Origin of the sequence: Knoellia sinensis KCTC 19936, from assembly GCF_000768705.1 — a bacterium.
Taxonomy (GTDB): domain Bacteria; phylum Actinomycetota; class Actinomycetes; order Actinomycetales; family Dermatophilaceae; genus Knoellia; species Knoellia sinensis.
This window is the reverse complement of the sequence record NZ_AVPJ01000014.1, coordinates 1-18,709: the sequence shown is the minus strand read 5'-3', so window position 1 is coordinate 18,709 and position 18,709 is coordinate 1. Positions and strand designations below refer to the sequence as shown.

Genomic DNA, 18,709 nt, shown 5'->3' with positions numbered 1-18,709 from the left:
GCACAAAGTCGAAAGTCAGGCGAGGCGGGCGAGCATGCTCTGCATCTGGTCGATCTGCTTGGTCTGGGTGACGTTCATGTCGGCGGCCATCTCGCCGACGATCTCCTCGCCGGCGTGCTTCCCGTGCTCGCGGACCATGTCGATGGCGCCCTGGTGGTGCTTCGTCATGAGGGTGAGGAACATCCGGTCCGCGACCACGCCGCTCGCCCGGCCGAGCTCGGCGAGCTGAGCCGGCGTCGCCATGCCCGGCATGTCCGCATGGTCGTGATCGCCGAGGCGCGGGTTCGTCGCCTGTGGCGGGACCTCCTGCTTGCGCTCCTCGAGCCACGTCTTCATGGCCATGATCTCGGGCTTCTGCTCGTCCGCCATGCGGGAGGCCAGCGCCTTCACCTGCGTGTCGGACAGGCGTGGCATGGCCGTCTCGACCATGACGATCGCCTGTGAATGGTGGACGATCATGTCCTGATAGAAGGCCACATCGGTGGGCGCAACGGTGGCCGTGTGGCTCGGCATGGCGGCGCTGCCAGTGAGGGTGGCGTTGGGTTCTCCCGGCAGGCCGGGCTGGATGACGGACCCGCTGGGGGCGGCTCCTGTCCGTTCCGGCACCGCCACGTTGTCGTCGCCGGAGCACCCACTCAGGCCCACCGTCAGGGCAGCCGCGAGGAGGGTGACGGTGACGCGGCGGTGAAGAAGCATGCGCCGCACTGTAGTTCGCCTTCCAGCCGACATGCCCGCTCTCCGGCGGGAAGAACTCGTGAGTAGTGAATTTCTTACTCTCCCTTTACCCAACGATGGAACTTTCTCCGAAAGGGTTGGCGGCACCGCACATTCACCTGGGGGTCGCCGCATCGTGGTTGCCGCCAACGGAGGAGGAACGATGAGGTTTTTCCGTAGCGTGGCCATCGGGGCAATCGCCGCGATCGCCACCACTGGCGTGGGGGTCGCCTCGGCCAGCACTGCCGGCGACGTCCCAGAGCCGGCAGTCGGCAAGTCCGGCCTCGAGCTCGCACCGGACCAGATCGGCCACAGCAAGAACGTCAAGCATCTGTTCAACACCCCGCACGTCACCCCCGTCGACGCCACCGGAAGCGACATCGCCTTCTCGGGCGACAAGGCGTTCGTCGGCAACTACGACGGCTTTGTCATCTTCGACATCTCGACGCCCGCGTCGCCCGAGGTGCTCGCCCGCGTCAGCTGCCCGGGTTCGCAGAACGACATCACGATCTCCGGCGACCTGCTCTACCTGTCCACCGACTCCTCGCGCAGCGACACGTCGTGCGCGTCGACGACGCAGTCCGCAGAGGTCAAGGAGTCGTGGGAGGGCATCAAGATCTTCGACGTGTCCGACCCCAAGAACCCGGAATACATCAAGGCCGTCGAGACGAAGTGCGGCTCGCACACCAACACGCTCGTCCCGAGCGCGGACCACGACTACATCTACGTGTCGTCGTACTCGCCCAACGAGGACTTCCCGGACTGCCAGCCGCCCCATGACCTGATCAGCATCGTCAAGGTTCCCAAGGCGGACCCGACCGCGGCTGCGGTGGTCGACGCTCCGAACCTCTTCCCCGATGGTGGCAACCCCGGCGGCACCGAGGGCACCAACAACTACCGCACCACCAGCGGCTGCCACGACATCACCGCCTACCCGTCCAAGAAGATCGCGGCTGGTGCGTGCATGGGTGACGGCGTCATCATCGACATCGCCAACCCGGAGGCCCCGAAGGTCATCGAGACCGTTCGGGACACGGCGAACTTCGCGTTCTGGCACTCGGCCACGTTCAACAACACGGGCACCAAGGTCGTCTTCACCGACGAGCTCGGTGGCGGTGGCCTCGGGACCTGCAACGTGAAGCTCGGCCCGACACGGGGCGCCAACGCGATCTACGACCTGTCGTCCGACAACCAGCTGACGTTCAAGAACTACTTCAAGATCTCGCGTCACCAGAACGACAACGAGAACTGCGTCGCCCACAACGGCTCGCTCATCCCGCTCCCGGGACGCGACGTCATGGTGCAGTCCTGGTACATGGGTGGCACGTCGGTCTGGGACTTCACCGACTCGGAGAACCCGCGTGAGCTCGAGTACTTCGAGCGCGGTCCGAACGGCAACGTCGGCGGTGGCGGCGGAGGCACCTGGTCGTCGTACTACTACAACGGCCACGTCTACTCCTCCGACCTCGGCAAGGGCTTCGACGTCCTCAAGATCACCAACCCGAGCCTCAAGCAGGCCGACAAGGTGAAGATGAACGAGCTCAACCCGCAGAGCCAGCCGGTCTACCCCAAGCGCTGACTCGCACACGGAGGGCCCACCTCGGCTCTCTGAACGGACCGGCCGTCCGCGCTTCGTGCGCGGGCGGCCGGTCCTTGCGTATGCCGCGATAATCCTTCGTATGCCGTCCACGCCCTCCGCGCCCACCGCACCCGATGTCCCGGCTGGGGCGGACGGCATACGAATTCGGCCGGCACGGACCGCGGACGTGCGTGCGATGCGGGCGCTCGTCGCACCGTTGGCGGCGGACCGAGTCCTGCTGCAGAAGGAGTCGGTGGCGTACTACGAATCCGTCGGAGACTTCGTGGTCGCCGAACGTGACGGCGAAATGCTGGGCTGCGGTGCGGTGCACGTGCTGTGGGAGGACCTCGCCGAGATCCGCACCCTGGCCGTGGCGAAGGCAGCCCTGGGGCAGGGAATCGGGTCGCGGATTCTCGAGCGGCTCGTCGAGCGGGCCCATGAACTCGGTGTGGAGCGGCTGTTCTGCCTGACCTTCGAGACGGAATTTTTCGGGCGGCACGGGTTCGCGCCGATCGAGGGGCAGGCGGTCGAGCCCGAGGTCTACGCCGAATTGCTGCGCTCCTATGACGAGGGTGTGGCGGAGTTCCTCGACCTCGAGCGGGTCAAACCGAACACTCTGGGAAACACGCGTATGCTCCGAGTCCTCTGAATCGCTTCATTCGGGTCCCCACCCGGCCCCATCACGCCGAATGATTGTGTGCCGAGACGGACTGGAGTATTGTTTGCCCATGCTGGGCGTGGGAACCCGGGTTCGCGGAATAGTGGGGCTATTCGTCTGTCTGACGCTGATTGCAGCCTTTCACGTAGTCACGCCCAAGTCGGCCAATGCGGCGCCATGGGGTTGCAGCTTCACCACGGCCTCCCTCAAGTGGAAGCCTGCCATAACTAACTCAGGCTATTCGACGCCCGCGTCCTCGGCTGTGAGTTCTTGGAATGCGACGGCCTCGCCGGTGTTGTTTACCCTTGCTCAGGCATGCACATTATGACCCAAGGTGTGACGAATCGGGTCGACTGTGGAATCAATTCGCCAACGTCCAGCGATGTCGGCTTCATCAATCAGATCTATTGAGGTGGGCCCGATGCGAGTTCTCCATCTCGGAATTCTCATGACAATCGCGGTCCTTCCAGCGACGGTGGCCTGCTCCCACGACGCGTCCGACGGGCCAGCGACCACGCCGTCGCCCACGGTGTACCAAGATGACCGCCCGCCTGCCCACTCCATGACCGATCCGCTGAAGATCTACCGATCCGTGGATGAAGTCAACGCTGACGCAACACTGGTCGTGCGGGCTAGGGCCACGTCGAGGTCGTGGATCGAGACTGTGCGGAGCGAGAAGTATCCCGAGTTGGGAGTCCAGTTCACCGTGAGGTCTTTTGCGGTCTCGAAGGTGCTTCGTGGAGACGACCCTGGCGCCTCAATCGACGTGCGTGAACTTGGCGTCGAGACGGATCGGGGAACGACCGTGTCCGAAACGGACTACATCCTCTTCCTGCATGAGTTCGGCTTCGAGAAGGGCACGCAGTACAAGAACCAGTGGACGGGGGTTGGCGGACCCGTTGGAGTCATGGTGGTGGATGGACAAACGACTCTGCGCAGTTCGGACGAGTTCCCCGAGATGCCGTCGAGCATTCCGCTGAGGATCGTCGAGGCGGCGGCTGGGCGAGTTGCCTCAGGTTGACGATCAAGCGGCCGTCCGCCGGCGGAGCTGAACGGCCGTGAGGAGGACGGCGACGAGTAGGCCGCTGATGACCCCGAAGCCCAGTTGTGGGTTGAGGGGCAGAGCGATGCCGAGCCCACCGCCGATCACCCACGCGGTCTGGAGGACCGTCTCGGACCAGGCGAACACCTGCGTGCGGACGTTCTCGGCGACGTCGCGCTGGATGATCGCGTCGGTGCTGAGCTTGATGACCTGGGAGCAGAGTCCGGCAGCGAGTCCGAGGACGAGCAGGGTCCAGAGCGAGTAGGCCAGCGCGGTCGCGAGCGCCGCAGCCACGATGACGAGGAACGCGGCGGAAGCGATGCGGTCAGGGCGCTGTCGTTTGGCAGCGTTGCCGACAACCGTGCCGAGCGCATTGCCGGCGCCCGCCGCACCGACGACGAGCGCGAGCACGAGCGTCCCGCTGTAGCCGGGGATCGGGTGTTCGCGCATGAGGAAGGCCATGAACAGGGTGAGGAAGCCGGTGAGGAGTCGCCCACCCATCGCTGTGACCAACGCTGCCCGAACCGTGGCCGGGAGGGCGAGCACCCGGGCCCTCAGTCGGTCGAGCACCGAAGAGAACCGTCGCCTCCGCACGGCCCGCGGCGGCGGTGTCGCTGCTTCCTCGCTCCGACTTTGTGCCCCATTGGGACGGGCACGTTCGGCCGACGACCTCTCATGTCCGTCCCAATGGGGCACGAAGTCGGGAGGGGTGCCCGGGCTTGAGGTCAGGAGTGGATGGGTGTCCTCGATGTCGAACTCACCGACGGAGGAGTCCACGCGAGCCGGGAGACGGATCGCAAGGATGGTGCCCACGACATAGAACACGAACGCCAACCGCAGCGACCAGTCAGGTCCGATGCGGGACACGGCACCGGCCAGACCACCACCGACGGCCATCGCAGCCACGCCCGCGAGGGCGATGCGGGAGTTGGCGTTGACGAGGGTGAAGCCCTCCGGCAGCAATCGCGGGATCGCGGCCGCGCGGGTCACGCCATAGGCCTTGGACGCCACGAGACACCCCAGCGCCGCGGGGAAGAGCCACGGCGAGTCGGTCACGACGGCACTGGCGAGCACCCAACACAGGAAGGCCCGCAACGCGAGGGTCGTGCCGATCGCCCAACGCCGCCCCTGCCGGAAGCGGTCGAGCAGGGGGCCGATGAACGGCGCCAACAGCACGAACGGCGCCATGGTCAGGATGAGGAACTGCGCCACCTGGGCCCGCGCCTCGTCGGTCGGGATCGCGAAGATCGTCCCGGCAAGGCTGACGGTCAGCGCTGCGTCGCCGCAGATGTTGACGAAGTGGAGTTCGACGAGTCTGGCCAGTCCGCTCTCGTCGGCACCCTTGGACCGCGCGAAGGCCCGCGCCCTCTGGGCGCCTGCGCGACTCCCGCGACCGGCGAGCCGCGCTCCCCCTGCCGTCCCGCGACCGATGGCCCGGAACGCCTTGCCCGCTCCAGCGCGCACGCCATAGGGGTCTGGCGGGGTCTTGCGCGCCGTGTGCCCATCTCCGTCGTGCGGCGGCGGTGCGCCCTCGTCCGGCCCCTTGCCGCTCTGGCTCAGCGGCTCGGTGGGGTTCGAGTGGCGAATGGGCTCGGTCGGCTCGTCTTGCCAGCTCACCCGGCCACCTCCTCGACCGCGTCGTCCTGGTCATGGCCCGGGAGCGAAAAGCGCTCTGCCCCAACGGGTTCGACGAGTCCGTCCTCAATGAGCCCGGCCAGGCAGCGGTCGACCTGTGCCGCGTCACGACCCGATGCGAGGTCGGCCCGCGCGACCGGGTCCAGGCTGTCGCGCAGCGTCTGAACGATGATGCCGCGCACCTGCCTATCCGTGCCGTGCCACTTCTGCCCGCGGCGCGGTGGTCCGTCGTATGCCGGCCGCCCACCGACGTTCCACGCACACCGTTCGCGGACGGGACACTCCGCACACCGTGGCGCCCGGGCCGTGCAGACGAGGGCCCCGAGTTCCATGACGGCGACGTTCCACGTCGCCGCATCCTTGTCGTCCTCGGGCACGAGTGCCGCTGCGAGCTCCACCTCGGCCCGGGTCAGGGATGGAGCAGCGTGTTCGACACCTGTGACGACGCGCGCCTCGACCCGTCGCACGTTGGTGTCGACGACGACCGAGCGATCCCCGAACGCGAACGCCGCCACAGCCGCAGCGGTGTAGTCGCCGATGCCGGGCAGTGCCTTGAGTTCGCCCTGGTCCCGGGGCACGTCGCCTCCGTGTCGATCGACGATCGCGATCGCTGCCTCGCGCAGCCGCAGCGCCCGCCGCGGGTAGCCGAGCCGACCCCACGCCCGGACGACATCAGCGGGTGACGCGGCGGCGAGGTCCGCTGGCGTCGGCCACCGGTCGATCCATTCGCGCCACGCCGGCTCGACCCGGGCCAAGGGCGTCTGCTGTGCCATGACCTCGGAGAGGAGCACACCCCACGGTGAGCACGACGGATCGCGCCAGGGAAGCGGACGGGCGTGCACGGAATACCACTCAAGAATGGAGCGGTGCAGTGCGGCGACGCCGGAGTCAGCCATGAGGGCAGGCCCCACCGGTCAGACGTAGCGCTCGAGGATGCTGCTCTCCGCGAGACGCGACAGGCCTTCGCGGACGAGACGGGCCCGACCTTCGCCGACGCCTTCGACCCCCATGAGGTCGTCCACACCGGCGGCGAGGAGCTTCTGGAGGCTGCCGAAGTGGTCGACGAGGCGGTCGACGATGGCACCGGGGAGGCGGGGCACCTTGCTGAGCAGGCGGTAGCCGAGCGGGCTCACCGAGGAGTCGAGGGCGTCGCCGACGACGGTGAAGCCGAGCGCCTTGGCACCTGCGGCCGGGTCGAGGATCTCGCCGGCGTCGATGGCCGTGAGATTGGCGATCGCCTGGCCGAGGTCGTGCTCGCCGCGCGACTCGTGCAGGTAGTCGCGGATCACGAGGCCGAGGTCGTCGGAGAGGCCTGCGGTGAGCTCTTCGAGCTGGAGGCTGAGGAGTCGGCCGTCGGTGCCGAGCTGGAGGACGTATTCGTCGATCTCGTCGCGGATCCGGCGCACCATCTCGAGGCGCTGGAGGACGTTGGCGACGTCACGGACGGTGACGAGGTCCTCGATCTCGAGGGCGGAGAGGGTGCCGGTGACCTCGTCGAGCCGCTGCTTGTAGCGCTCGAGCGTCTGGAGGGCTTGGTTGGCGCGCGAGAGGATGGCGCTGGAGTCCTCGAGGACAAAGCGGCTGCCGCCGACATAGAGCGCGACGATCCGCATCGACTGGCTCACGGACACCACAGGGAAGCCGGTCTGCTTGGCGACACGCTCGGCGGTGCGGTGACGAGTGCCCGACTCGCTCGTCTCGATCGTTGCGTCGGGGACGAGTTGCGTTGCGGCGCGCAGGATCTTGGTGACGTCGCGGTCACAGACGATCGCGCCGTCCATCTTGGCGAGTTCGCGCAACCGGGTCGCGGAGAACTCGACCTCGAGCGGGAAGCCTCCTGTCGCGATCTGGTCGATGACCCGGTCCGTCCCCAGGACGATGAGGGCTCCGGTGCGACCTCGCAGGATGCGTTCGAGTCCGTCGCGCAGTTCGGTCCCGGGCGCGACGGCCGCGAGGGTCGTCCGCATCAGTTCGTCCTCGTGCAGCGGCGTGGCCACATGCATCCCTTCATGTCGTTGCAGGTCAGGTACCCCGACCCGAATGCGAGTCTAGCCGCGACGGTGCGGCGTGCGGCGCGTGAAGGGTCAGCCCGGTGCGATCATCCACGCATCCGCGAAGCCCCGACGTCGAGCGAGCCAAGAGTTCGCGAGCGATGCACCCACGGAGGTAGTGCTGGCCAACTCTTGGCTCGCTCGAGCGCGCAATGACGAACCTGCTCAGTGTGCGGCGACCCCGGCTGAGACCTGGACGGCCTCGAGCACCGAGGACACCTCGATGACGCGGAGACCGTCGGGCACCGGGCCGCCGCCCACGACGCCTGGCGGGACGATCGCAGTCGTGAAACCCAGCCGCGAGGCCTCCGCGAGTCGGCGATGGGCACCCGTGACCGGCCGCAACTCGCCCGCCAACCCGACCTCGCCGAATGCCACCGTGCCTTCGGGGAGTGGCTGGTCGTTGATGGCGCTGGCCAGCGCCAGGGTGATGGCGAGGTCGGCGGCCGGCTCGGTGATGCGTACTCCTCCGACTGTCGAGGCGAAGACATCCTTGCGGCCGATGGGTGCGCGGGCCCTTGTGCCGAGAACCGCGAGGATCATGCCGACCCGGGCGGAGTCGAGACCGCTCGTGGCACGCCTCGGGTTGGGCACCTCGCTCTGGTCGACGAGCGCCTGGACCTCGGTGACCAGCGGCCGTCGCCCCTCGAGGGTGACCGTGACGCAGGTGCCGGGGACGGCGGCCGTGCGGTTGGACAGGAAGAGTCCGCTCGGATCGGCCAGCCCGGTGATGCCCACGTCGGAGAGGTCGAAGCAGCCGACCTCGTCGGTGGGGCCGTAGCGGTTCTTCACCGCGCGCACCAGACGAAGGCGGCTGTGGCGGTCGCCCTCGAACTGGACGACGACGTCGACGAGGTGCTCGAGCACACGCGGGCCGGCGATGGAGCCGTCCTTGGTGACGTGTCCGACGAGCAACGTGGCGATGCCCCTGGACTTGGCAGTGGCGATGATGCTCGCGGCGACCTCGCGCACTTGCGAGACGTTGCCGGCTGCGCCCTCCACCTCGGCGCTGCTGATCGTCTGGACGGAGTCGACGATGAGCAACTCGGGTTCGACCTGCTCGACCTGCCCGAGCACCGTCGCGAGGTCGGTCTCGGAGGCGAGGAAGAGCGTGCGCGCCATGGCCTCGATCCGCTCCGCCCGGCTCCGCACCTGCGCGGCCGACTCCTCGCCACTGACATAGAGGACCCGGCGCTCGTGCCCCGGCTCTCCCCCGCGCGCCGCGCGTCCGGCGACATCGAGCAGCAGCGTGGACTTGCCGATGCCGGGCTCACCCGCGACGAGAACGACGGCACCACGCACCAGCCCGCCGCCCAGCACCCGGTCGAATTCGGGGACGCCGGTCCCCCGCGCCTCGGCCCGCGTCAGGTCGACCTCGCCGATGGGCAGCGCCGGTCGCGCGACGCTCTTGACGGCGGTCGTGCGCGCCGCCACGGCACCGACCTCGGTCACCGACCCCCAGGCCTGGCACTCGCCGCAGCGACCGACCCATTTGACGGTGGTCCAGCCGCATTCCGAACACCGGTATGCCGGCCGGTTCCCTTTCGCTGCCATGGCGCCCAACCTAGGCGAGGGTGGTGACACGACCTCGGTGACGCCACGCGAAGCCGGCCCACGACACGATCACCGAGGCTGCCGCGAGCAGTTGGAGCACTGCTGTGTAGCGCTCGGGATAGAGGACGCCCTCGATGTAGTGGTCGATGAACCCGGTGCCCGCCAGAGCCTCCTCGCCCGCGCGCTCCCGGGCCCACTCCTCGACGTCGGTGAGCGGGCACCTGATCGAGAACGCCACCGTCGCGAAACCCCAGACCGCAGCCGGGACATGCACCCAGATGAGCTTCGGCCAGCGCCACGCGAGGAACCCACCGAGAACCACGAAGAGCAGGAACGCGAAGTGCACGAGCATCACCGCGTCCGCGAGCACCGCCTGCCAGGCCATGACCTCATTGTCCGCCTGTCCCGAGCCGTCGAGAGTAGACAAAGTCCCGCGTCCGGGGTGGGTTGGCGGGACTTTGTCTACTTTCGACTGGTGGGGGTCAGCGTTGCCCTCCCGCCATGGACGATGGCCAGGGCGAGGGATGTTGCGGCACACGCGAGCCACAGCGTGGACGCCCCCTGGCCCAGGAGTGGGGCGCCGACGAGTGGGGCGACGACGGTGGCCACCCCCCACGAGAGCCCGAAGACCGTCATGACGGCCGCTCCGAGGCCGGGCCCGCCCATGCGCGCCGCCGTCGCTTGATAGGTCCCGAGCAGGAACGCCCCGCTGGCACCCTCCAGCACCGCGCCGACGACGAGCCATACGAGGGCGCCCGTGGCCCACAGCCCGAGACCGGCCGCGAGCATCAGGTGACCGATGACGAGAAGGTGAGCGGACGGCATACGGAGTTCGATCCGGGCGAGCACACGTTGAGCCGCGATGGCAGCGGCGGCCGCCACCGCAAGCACCCATCCCGTCGTCGAGGTCGAGTGACCAGCGCGGTCGACCGCCAGCGGGAGCATGAAGACGATGACCATGACGAGTGTGGCGTAGAGAGTTCCGACGCCCGTCCAGGCGAGCAGCCGCGGGGTGACGGCCGACCGCCACGGGGACGGGTGCCGCTCGCCCCTCGCGGCGGGTAGCAACAGAAGGGCAGCCACCGCTGCGATCGCACTCGACACGGCATCGCAGAGGAAGATCGCCGAGACGCCCCACCGACCCAGCAGCGCGGCGAGCAGTCCGGAGACGACCCCCGCGACCGACAGGGTCGACCAGAGCAGGGCGAACGCCGATGCCTGCCTCGTGGGATCGATGGATTCGGCGATGACTGCCTGCGTGGCGGGTTCGACGAGCTCGTAGGCGAGTCCCAGTGAGAGCACCGCGGCGACGACGACGGGGATGCTGTCGCCGAGCGCGATGGCGAACAACGCGGCAGCGCAGGCGAGGAGGCCGGCGGCGATCGTCCAGCGCGCCCCGATCCGCGTCGCGAGGATGCCCCCCAGGATCCGGCTGGGGATGGTGCAGGTGCCGAACACCGCCAGCACCACGCCCACGGCGCTGAGCGACATGCCGAGATCGCGAGCCAGTCGGAGCCCGAGGAAGCTCATGCCGAACCCACCCAGGCGGTTGACCACCCGCACCGCCACGACCGCGTGGAGCACGTGGGCCGGACGAGTCAGGGTCATCGCGTTCAGGGTCATCGAGGGTGGCACGACGGGAACCCTAGGCGTCACGGCCGACACGACGTATGGGCCGAGGCCCGGTTCGGCCAGACCCGTCGGAGGGTTGATGAGGGGTCCGGAGGGTAATGAAGCCTCCGGCGGCGACAGGTTCCGTCATGGGGAGCAAAAGTTGGGGCGGGGGATGCGACAGCGCCCGGCTCCCCCGAAGGGAAACCGGGCGCTGTCGGTGCTCGGTGTTCGTCGGGCTGCGTCAGCCGGCGACGACGTTGAGCGTGACCTTGGCCTGCACCTCGGGGTGCAGACGGACGAGAGCCTCGTGGGCACCCGTGGTCTTGATCGGGGACGGAACCTCGATCTTGCGCTTGTCGAGCTCGGTGCCGATGGCGTCCTTGACGGCCGCGGCGATGTCCGCGGTGGAGACGGCGCCGAAGAGGCGACCCTCCTTGCCGGCGTGCGCCGGAACCGTCACGGCCTTGGACTCGAGGTTGCCCTTGATCGACTGGGCCTCCTCGAGCGACTTGACCTCGCGAACCTCACGGCCCTTGGCGAGGGAGTCGACCTGCTTCTGGCCGCCCTTGGTCCACGCCGTCGCGAGACCGCGGCGGAAGAGGAAGTTGCGGGCGTAGCCGTCCTTGACGTCGACGACGTCACCGGCGGTGCCGAGGTTGCTGACCTCGTGCGTGAGAATGACCTTCATTTCAGCTCTCCTTCTGGTGCTGTGGTCGCGCGTCAGCGGGACGAGCTGGAGTAGGGAAGGAGCGCCATCTCACGGGCGTTCTTGACCGCGTTGGCGATCAGACGCTGCTCCTGGACGGACACGCCGGTCACCCGACGAGCGCGGATCTTGCCGCGGTCGGAGATGAACTTGCGCAGCAGCGCAGTGTCCTTGTAGTCGATGTTCTCGACCTTCGCCGCCTTGAGCGGGTTGGCCTTCTTCTTGGGCTTGCGCACAACTGGCTTGGCCATCGTGGTGCTCTCCTTCTGCTGAGTGCTTCAGCGGATGAGCCCTGGTCTCCCAGGGATGGTGTGAATCTTTGAGAGGTGTGGGCCCCGGGTAGGGTCCACGACGGTTCGGCGACGACCGGAACGTTCGCGCTGTGGCGAACGGCGCTCAGGAGCCGAACCTGAACAGCTCAGAAGGGGGGCTCGTCGTAGGCCGGGGCGTTGCCCCAGCCTCCCTGGCCGCCCTGCTGCGGTGCCTGACCCTGCTGCTGACCGCCCTGCGGCTGGTTCCAGCCGCCCTGACCGCTCTGGCCGCCCTGACCCTGTGAAGGCTGGCCACCCTGCGGCGCCCCACCCTGAGGTGCGGAGCCACCGGTCGCCCACGGGTCCTGCTGGCCGCCGAAGCCGCCACCCTGCTCGCCACCGAAGCCGCCGCCGCCACCGCGCGAGGTCTTGTTGACCTTGGCAGTTGCGTACTTCATCGAGGGGCCGACTTCGTCGACGTCCATCTCGATGACGGTGCGCTTCTCGCCCTCCTTGGTCTCGTACGAACGAGACTTCAGACGGCCGGTGACGATGACGCGCGTGCCCCGCTGGAGGGACTCGGCGACGTTCTCCGCCGCGTCACGCCAGACCGAGCAGCGCATGAACAGCGTCTCGCCGTCCTTCCACTCGTTGGACTGCCGGTCGAACGTGCGCGGCGTGGAGGCCACGGTGAAGTTCGCGACGGCAGCGCCGGACGGAGTGAAGCGCAGCTCGGGGTCACCGGTGAGGTTCCCGACGATCGTGATGACGGTCTCGCCTGCCATGGATCAGATCCCCTTTGGTCTGGTGTGCAGTTGCGACGGATTCTTGGGTATGCCGTACGGCTGGGTCAGCGATGAATCGCTGGGTCCTGCGGTGGAGTGCGATCAGACGCCGGGACGAAGGAGCTTCGTCCGCATGATCGACTCGTTGAGCCCGAGCTGGCGGTCCAGCTCCTTGGCGGTGGCCGGCTCCGAGGTGAAGTTGACGACGGCGTAGATGCCCTCGGCCTTCTTCTTGATCTCGTAGGCCAGGCGACGGCGGCCCCAGATGTCGACGTTGTCGACGGTGCCACCGTCCTTGGTGATCACGGTGAGGAACTTGTCGAGCGACGGCTGAACCGTGCGGTCGTCGAGTTCCGGGTCGAGGATGACCATGAGTTCGTACTGGCGCATGCGTTAACCCGCCTCCTTCGGTCTGAACGGTCACGGTCTCTCCGTGACAGGAGGGTATGCACTGCTGCCGACACCGCCGTGGAGTTGTCCACAGGGCGCAGGGCAACCCGGCAAGGGTACCGGCTGGACGGCATACGGGCTAAATCGGCGACGGGTGCTCCGCGGCAGGCGACTGTGCTTCGGAACTTCTCCCTTCGCTTGGTCGCGGATCCGGCGCGAAACCCACTTCCGGCGGGAAGGTCGTGGCGACCTGCCAAGCGCGGACGGCGAGGAAGACCACGGCACCGACGCGCGCGAGGAGGGCGACGGCATACCAGCTCTCCGGCAGGGACCGGTTGGCGTCCTGGAGCCCGCCGAGATAGAGCCACACCGCAAGGAAGTGCACTGCCTCGGCCAGCCCCCACACGAGGTGGTCGCGCCAACGCAGACCCGCATAGGCCACGAGCGGCACGAGCCACAGCGACGACTGGACCGGGAAGGCCTTGCCGGTGACGAGGACGACGGCGACGGCCAGCAACGCCACGGCACCCAGCCGGGGGGACATCGGCGACCCGAGGACGAGCAGGGCCGCGAGCGCGATGGCCACCGCGACACCGAGGACGGACAGCACCGTGAGAATCGACGGGGACCACGCGTGGCCGGCGAGCGTCGGGATGTACCAGACCGAGCCGAGGCCGGCGGGCATGTCGAGCCACCCCGACCACGAGCGAGTGAGAGTCTCCGGCGACGTCAGGAGCAGCGGGAGGCCGACCACCGCAACGGCCGCCAGGGCTCCACCGCCGACGCGCAGCAGTTCACGCTCGCGCCCGGCCCGCCACGCATGGAGAGCCACGACAACGAGGAGCAGAGCCGGATAGGTGCGGGCCATGAAGCCGGCACCGAGCAGCATTCCCGCCGCCAGAGGATGTCGGCGGCTCCACGCCCAGAGCCCGGCCGTGGCGAGCGCCACGCCCAGCAGGTCCGGCGAGAGCAGGAGAGTCAGTGCTGCCACGGGCGCGAGGGCGACCTGGAGGGGATCGCCACCTCGATGGCGACCGGTCGGCCGCACCCACCAGGCCATGGCGACGAGGGCGACGACCGCGAGCACCGCCCACACGCCGAGGACCCACCGCTGTGCGGCGAGAATCCCGTCGCCCGGCGCGAACCCCGCGATGAGGGCGACGAGCGCACCGCTCAGGGGTGGCTGGTCGAGAGGCACGTCACCGGAGAGATAGGCGAGGAGACCCGCATCTGCTCCCGACGTCTGCACGCCGACCGCGAGGTCGGAGTAGCAGACCCTCCAGAAGGGCTCCCTCCCTCCCCAGCCCTCATCGAGGCAGGGGCCCTGCTTCCAGACAGCGGCGAGCACCGGCAGCGCTGCGAGGAGCGCCACCGGTGCTAAGGCCGCCGCGGTCCCACCGCGACCAGCGCGGCGAGGACCGGCAGCCGTCACGGTCAGCCGTTGCCGCCGCCGCCACCGCCACCGCCACCGCCACCGCCACGGCCTCCACCGTCGCCGTCACCGGGTGGCGGTGTTGTGGGTTCGGGGAACGGGAAGGTGATCGTGGGCCTCGGAGGCCGGGTGGACGGCTTCGGCGGCTTGGTCGGCCGCTCGGTCTTGCTGGGCTTGGGCGTCTCCGTCGGCCGCTCGGTCCTGGTGGGCTCGGGCTCGCGGGTGCGCTCGGGCTCACGGGTGCGCTCGGGCTCCCGGGTGCGCTCCGGCTGCGGCTTCGGCTTCGGCGCGACACCCTTGTTGATGTATGCCGGCTCGGGGAACTTCAGTCGCTCCATGCCCTCGACGGCGGTCCGCATGTAGTCGGTCCAGATGCGCAGCGGGATCGTGCTACCGGTGATGGCGCCCCAGCCCTCGACGTCGTCCATCTGGTTGGCCTCCTTCATGGAGCCGTCACCCTTGTACATGCCCACCGCGGTCGCGAGCTGAGGGGTGAACCCGTCGAACCACGCCGAGTAGTTGTCGCTCGACGTGCCCGTCTTGCCGGCGGCATCACGGTTGAGGCGCTCGCCGGCGTACTCACCACTGCCGCCCTCGATGACCTGCTGCATGCTGTAGACGACGTCCGAGACGAGCTTGGCGTCGAAGGCGCGCTTGACCTGGATCTTGGCCTTGTAGTCGAGGGCGCCGTCGGTCGACGTCACGCTCTTGAGGAAGTACGGCGACGCCTTCATGCCCTTGGCCGCGAGCGTGGCGTAGGCGTTGGCCATGTCGATGACCTTGACGTTGTCGGTCCCCAGCACGTTGGCGTAGTTCGGGCTGAGCTTGGCCGTGACACCGGCGCGCTTCGCTGCGTCGGCCGTGTTCTCGGGTCCGGCAATGACATTGAGCTGGGCGTAGACGGTGTTCACCGAGTCGGCCGTCGCCTTGGGGACAGTGATCCGGCCGTAGTCGTTGTCGTTGAAGTTCTTGACACCGCCGCGCTTGTTGAAGTCGGTCTCACCGGCGGGGTTCTCGAACTCCTCGAAGTACTGCGGGCTGCTGCCATCGAAGGTGTTGCGGATGCTGAGCTTCTTGCTCTCGAGGGCGGCGATGAGGGCGAAGATCTTGAAGGTCGACCCTGCCTGCATCGTGTCCTGAGTCGCGGAGTTCTGTTGGCGCTTGGCGTAGTCGGCACCGCCATAGAGAGCCTGCACGGCGCCGTCGCCCGGCTTGATCGAGGCGAGACCGACGTGGAGGTCCTTCTCGGACTCGGGGATGCGGGCGTCAATGGCCTTGAGGGCTGCGTCCTGCTTCTTCTTGTCGATCGTCGTGACGATCCGCAGCCCACCCTTGGAGATGTCCCCCTCGGTGAGCTTGAGCTTGCTGGCCAGTTCTCTCTTGACGAGTTGGACCAGGTGGCCGTTGGGCCCCTTGGCCGTCGGTGGCCGATAGGGCACGAACTGTTTGTCGGTCGGGAACGTCGCCGCGGCGCGCTCCTCCGGGGTCAGCCAGCCCTCGCGCACCATCGCGTCGAGGATGATCCCGGAGCGCGTCTCGGCATTGCTCCGCTGTTCCTCACCCAGGCGCGGGTCGTAGAAGTCGGGGCCGCGAATGGCCGACGCCAGGAAGGCACCCTCGGCAGCAGTGAGCTGGGAGACGTCCTTGCCGAAGTAGGCCTTGGACGCGGTCTGGATGCCGTAGGCACCGCGCCCGAAGTAGATCGTGTTGAGGTAGTTCTGGAGGATCTCGTCCTTGGACTGCTGGCCGTCGATCTTCACCGCGATGAGGATTTCCTTGGCCTTGCGCGACAGCGTGCGGTCCTGGCTGAGGAAGTAGTTCTTGACGTACTGCTGGGTGATCGTCGAGCCACCCTGGGTCGCTTCGCCACCCTTGACCGCGACCCACACCGCACGGGCGATACCCGTCGGTGAGATGCCACGGTTGCTGTAGAACTTGCGGTCCTCTCCGGCGAGCAGCGCGCGCTGCACGTGGAGCGGCACCTGCTCCAACTTCACCGGCTCACGGTTGTAGTCGGAGATGCGGGCGATCTCGTTCTTGCCGTCGGCGAAGTAGATGACGTTGGTCTGGCCGGTCGCCGACTCGTTGGCCTTGGGAACGTCGGTCATGGCATAGGCGACCCCGAGGCCGAGGACGCCCAGGAGGAAGAAGCCGATCAGGGCATAGAGGATCCGGCGCGGCCAGGATCCACCCCGGCGGCCTGCAGGACCACGTGGGGGTTGACCACCAGCACGACGAGCCGGCGGCCCCTCGGGCCGTCGACCCGGCTGGGCTGCCTGGAGGCGACGAGCCTCGGCGCGCGTGCGGGGTTGGATGCTCATGGATGACTTTCGTTTGCCGACGTTCTGAATGAGGGCGCAGACCACCCATGGGGCAGGGGACGCCTCACCCAGTATGACGCCCCAAACCTGTGTGTCACATTCAGGAACGTCTCAGGTCACGTTCCGGAAGCCCCCTCGGAGGCGCCCCTGACGAGCTGATCGGCCACCTCGCGCACGGCCGCTCGGAGCTCGGATCCGCCCTCCACGCGGAACGGGAGCGGGATGCGCGCGAGCCACTCACGGACATACATGGACGGGTTGCTCGTGCTCCCGACGAGCACACACCCTTCCGTATGCCGTTCGAGCCGTCCCATGGCCGGGTGCACCCACCGCTGCGCCTCCTCCTGCGGCACCTGGAACACGACGCGCGTCTCGAACTCCCACCCGATCCCGAGATGCTCCTCGAGGGAGGCGACCGGGTCGAGGGCCGGCGGCGGCTCGAAGCCCCCGTCGAGCTCGACCACGTCGACGATGCGGTCGATGCGATAGGTGCGCACGGCGTCCGCGCGGTGTGAGTGGCACAGGAGGTACCAGCGACTGTGGCGCACGACGACGGACCACGGGTCGGTGGTGTCCTGCCACGTGGATCCCGACTCGCTCGCATAGGTGATGCGCACCCGCCGTCGGGCGGCACTGGCCGCGACGAGCGCGCTCGTCGTGCGCGGGTCGGGACGGCTGGCACGGCGATCCGGTGTGGCCGAGGCGTGTTCGCGCAGCGCAGCCGCCTGCCGCGCTGCCGCGCGAGGAAGGGCCCTGACGACCTTGTCGAGCGCCGTGCCCACCGTGTCGGCGTCGTCGTCCGTCGGAGTCGCCGCGCTCGGGTGGCTGTCGATGACGGCCATGACGAGGCTGAGCGCTTCGGTCTCGGTGAAGACCACCGGTGCGAGTGCCGCCCCGCGACCGAGGGCATAGCCGCCGTGTGGCCCGCGGGTCGACACCACGGGGATGCCGGCTTCCCGCAGGATCGCGATGTGCCTCCGCGACGCCCGCTCGCTCACGCCCAGCCGCCGTGACAGTTCGGCGGCCGTCACGCCGGGACGGTTCTGCAGGATCTCGAGGGTCAGCAGCGCCCGAGCCGTGGGGCTCACCTCGCTGGACCCGACCGCATCGGAAGGCATGCCGACCAACATTCCAGAGCGGACGGCATACCGGAAGTCGTTCGTCCGCAATGGGCTCTACCGTGAGTGACTCGACCACGACACAAGGAGCGCACGCATGCACATCGTCCTCATCGGCGGACTCTGGCTCACCGGCTCGGCCTGGGAGGCAGTCGCGACTGAACTCGCGGGCCTCGGGCACGAAGGGGTCGCGGTGACGCTGCCCGGCCAGGGGGACGGCGCGGTGACGGCGACCCTTGAGGAGCAGGTGGCCGCTGTCCTCGCGACCGTGGACGCCGCTCCCGGGCCGGTGTCGGTCGTCGGCCATTCGGCGGCCGCGTCACTCGCCTGGCTCGCAGCGGACGCACGGCCGGAGAAGCTGGCGTCGGTCGTGTTCGTCGGCGGCTGGCCGGCCGCGGACGGCGAGACGTACTTCGGGTCGCTCGAGGTGGTCGACGGCGTGCTGCCGTTCCCGGGGTGGGAGCCGTTCGAAGGCCCCGACTCCGCAGACCTCGACGACGCGGCCAAGGAACGGTTCGCCGCAGAGGCGGTCGCGGTGCCGGAGGGCGTGGTGCGCGCGACGGTCCACCTCAGGGACGAACGCCGGTATGCCGTGCCGGCCGTTCTCGTGTGCCCGGAGTTCTCGCCGGCCGAGGCCCGGGAATGGATCGACGGGGGCGACCTCCCCGAACTGGCGAAGATCGCCGAACTCGACCTTGTGGACATCGACTCGGGGCACTGGCCGATGGTGACGCAGCCGCGACGCCTCGCCGAGATCCTCGCCGCCGCACCCTCGGGCGACTGATCCCCCGGGCACCCCAGCAGCGTCCCGATCTCACCGAATTCCTCGGTTAGACATCCCAGGGTTGTAAGTCGTCAA

General features: G+C 68.4%; 18 protein-coding genes. 4 read left to right on the top strand and 14 right to left on the bottom strand.

Going from position 1 to position 18,709, the window contains the following annotated elements; genetic code table 11:
* Positions 1-15: 15 nt before the first annotated feature.
* Positions 16-696, bottom strand: a complete 681-nt coding sequence (locus tag N802_RS15130) for a DUF305 domain-containing protein (protein WP_035917869.1) — start codon at positions 694-696, stop codon at positions 16-18.
* A 181-nt stretch (positions 697-877) separates the two neighbouring features.
* Between N802_RS15130 and N802_RS15125 the strand changes: the two genes are divergently transcribed.
* From N802_RS15125 to N802_RS15115, 3 genes are all read left to right on the top strand, one after another.
* A complete protein-coding gene (locus tag N802_RS15125) occupies positions 878-2,293 on the top strand; it encodes an LVIVD repeat-containing protein (RefSeq protein ID WP_035917867.1) in 1,416 nt (471 codons plus the stop codon).
* Positions 2,294-2,393: 100 nt separating this feature from the next.
* On the top strand, positions 2,394-2,942 hold the full coding sequence (locus N802_RS15120; RefSeq protein WP_084072260.1) for an amino-acid N-acetyltransferase: 549 nt from the start codon (positions 2,394-2,396) through the stop codon (positions 2,940-2,942).
* 571 nt (positions 2,943-3,513) lie between these two features.
* Positions 3,514-3,972 (top strand): hypothetical protein, encoded by a 459-nt coding sequence (locus N802_RS15115; RefSeq protein WP_156971442.1) that lies wholly within the window; start codon positions 3,514-3,516, stop codon positions 3,970-3,972.
* Between the two features lie 3 nt (positions 3,973-3,975).
* Here the strand turns inward: N802_RS15115 and N802_RS15110 are convergent, their stop codons facing one another.
* The 13 genes from N802_RS15110 to N802_RS15050 form a co-directional block, all read right to left on the bottom strand.
* Positions 3,976-5,610, bottom strand: coding sequence for an MFS transporter (locus N802_RS15110; RefSeq protein ID WP_035917863.1), 1,635 nt, complete (start codon positions 5,608-5,610; stop codon positions 3,976-3,978).
* Positions 5,607-6,524, bottom strand: coding sequence for an HhH-GPD family protein (locus N802_RS15105; RefSeq protein ID WP_035917861.1), 918 nt, complete (start codon positions 6,522-6,524; stop codon positions 5,607-5,609). The genes N802_RS15110 and N802_RS15105 overlap by 4 nt, the downstream gene beginning before the upstream one ends.
* Positions 6,525-6,542: 18 nt before the next feature.
* The gene (disA, locus tag N802_RS15100) at positions 6,543-7,595 is read right to left on the bottom strand and encodes a DNA integrity scanning diadenylate cyclase DisA (RefSeq protein WP_245613958.1); all 1,053 of its coding nucleotides are present in this window, start codon (positions 7,593-7,595) and stop codon (positions 6,543-6,545) included.
* 249 nt (positions 7,596-7,844) lie between these two features.
* Entirely contained in the window at positions 7,845-9,233 is a 1,389-nt protein-coding gene (radA, locus tag N802_RS15095; RefSeq protein ID WP_035917858.1) for a DNA repair protein RadA, read from the bottom strand.
* 10 nt (positions 9,234-9,243) lie between these two features.
* Positions 9,244-9,618: a DUF2784 domain-containing protein gene (locus N802_RS15090; RefSeq protein WP_035917856.1), complete on the bottom strand. Its 375-nt coding sequence runs from the start codon at positions 9,616-9,618 to the stop codon at positions 9,244-9,246.
* A 77-nt stretch (positions 9,619-9,695) separates the two neighbouring features.
* The gene (locus N802_RS15085) at positions 9,696-10,841 is read right to left on the bottom strand and encodes an MFS transporter (protein WP_169743444.1); all 1,146 of its coding nucleotides are present in this window, start codon (positions 10,839-10,841) and stop codon (positions 9,696-9,698) included.
* Between the two features lie 247 nt (positions 10,842-11,088).
* A complete protein-coding gene (rplI, locus tag N802_RS15080; protein ID WP_035917855.1) occupies positions 11,089-11,535 on the bottom strand; it encodes a 50S ribosomal protein L9 in 447 nt (148 codons plus the stop codon).
* A 32-nt stretch (positions 11,536-11,567) separates the two neighbouring features.
* A complete protein-coding gene (rpsR, locus tag N802_RS15075) occupies positions 11,568-11,804 on the bottom strand; it encodes a 30S ribosomal protein S18 (RefSeq protein WP_035904052.1) in 237 nt (78 codons plus the stop codon).
* 167 nt (positions 11,805-11,971) lie between these two features.
* Positions 11,972-12,589, bottom strand: a complete 618-nt coding sequence (locus N802_RS15070; RefSeq protein WP_035917853.1) for a single-stranded DNA-binding protein — start codon at positions 12,587-12,589, stop codon at positions 11,972-11,974.
* A gap of 102 nt (positions 12,590-12,691) precedes the next feature.
* The gene (gene rpsF, locus N802_RS15065; RefSeq protein WP_035917852.1) at positions 12,692-12,979 is read right to left on the bottom strand and encodes a 30S ribosomal protein S6; all 288 of its coding nucleotides are present in this window, start codon (positions 12,977-12,979) and stop codon (positions 12,692-12,694) included.
* Between the two features lie 139 nt (positions 12,980-13,118).
* Positions 13,119-14,351, bottom strand: coding sequence for a hypothetical protein (locus N802_RS15060; protein ID WP_052110012.1), 1,233 nt, complete (start codon positions 14,349-14,351; stop codon positions 13,119-13,121).
* A 62-nt stretch (positions 14,352-14,413) separates the two neighbouring features.
* Positions 14,414-16,732 carry a transglycosylase domain-containing protein gene (locus N802_RS15055; RefSeq protein WP_084072259.1) on the bottom strand — a complete coding sequence of 773 codons (2,319 nt, stop codon included), beginning with the start codon at positions 16,730-16,732 and terminating at the stop codon, positions 14,414-14,416.
* A gap of 116 nt (positions 16,733-16,848) precedes the next feature.
* Entirely contained in the window at positions 16,849-17,850 is a 1,002-nt protein-coding gene (locus N802_RS15050; RefSeq protein WP_035917947.1) for a helix-turn-helix transcriptional regulator, read from the bottom strand.
* A gap of 97 nt (positions 17,851-17,947) precedes the next feature.
* Between N802_RS15050 and N802_RS15045 the strand changes: the two genes are divergently transcribed.
* Positions 17,948-18,634 carry an alpha/beta fold hydrolase gene (locus N802_RS15045; RefSeq protein WP_035917850.1) on the top strand — a complete coding sequence of 229 codons (687 nt, stop codon included), beginning with the start codon at positions 17,948-17,950 and terminating at the stop codon, positions 18,632-18,634.
* Positions 18,635-18,709 lie beyond the last annotated feature (75 nt).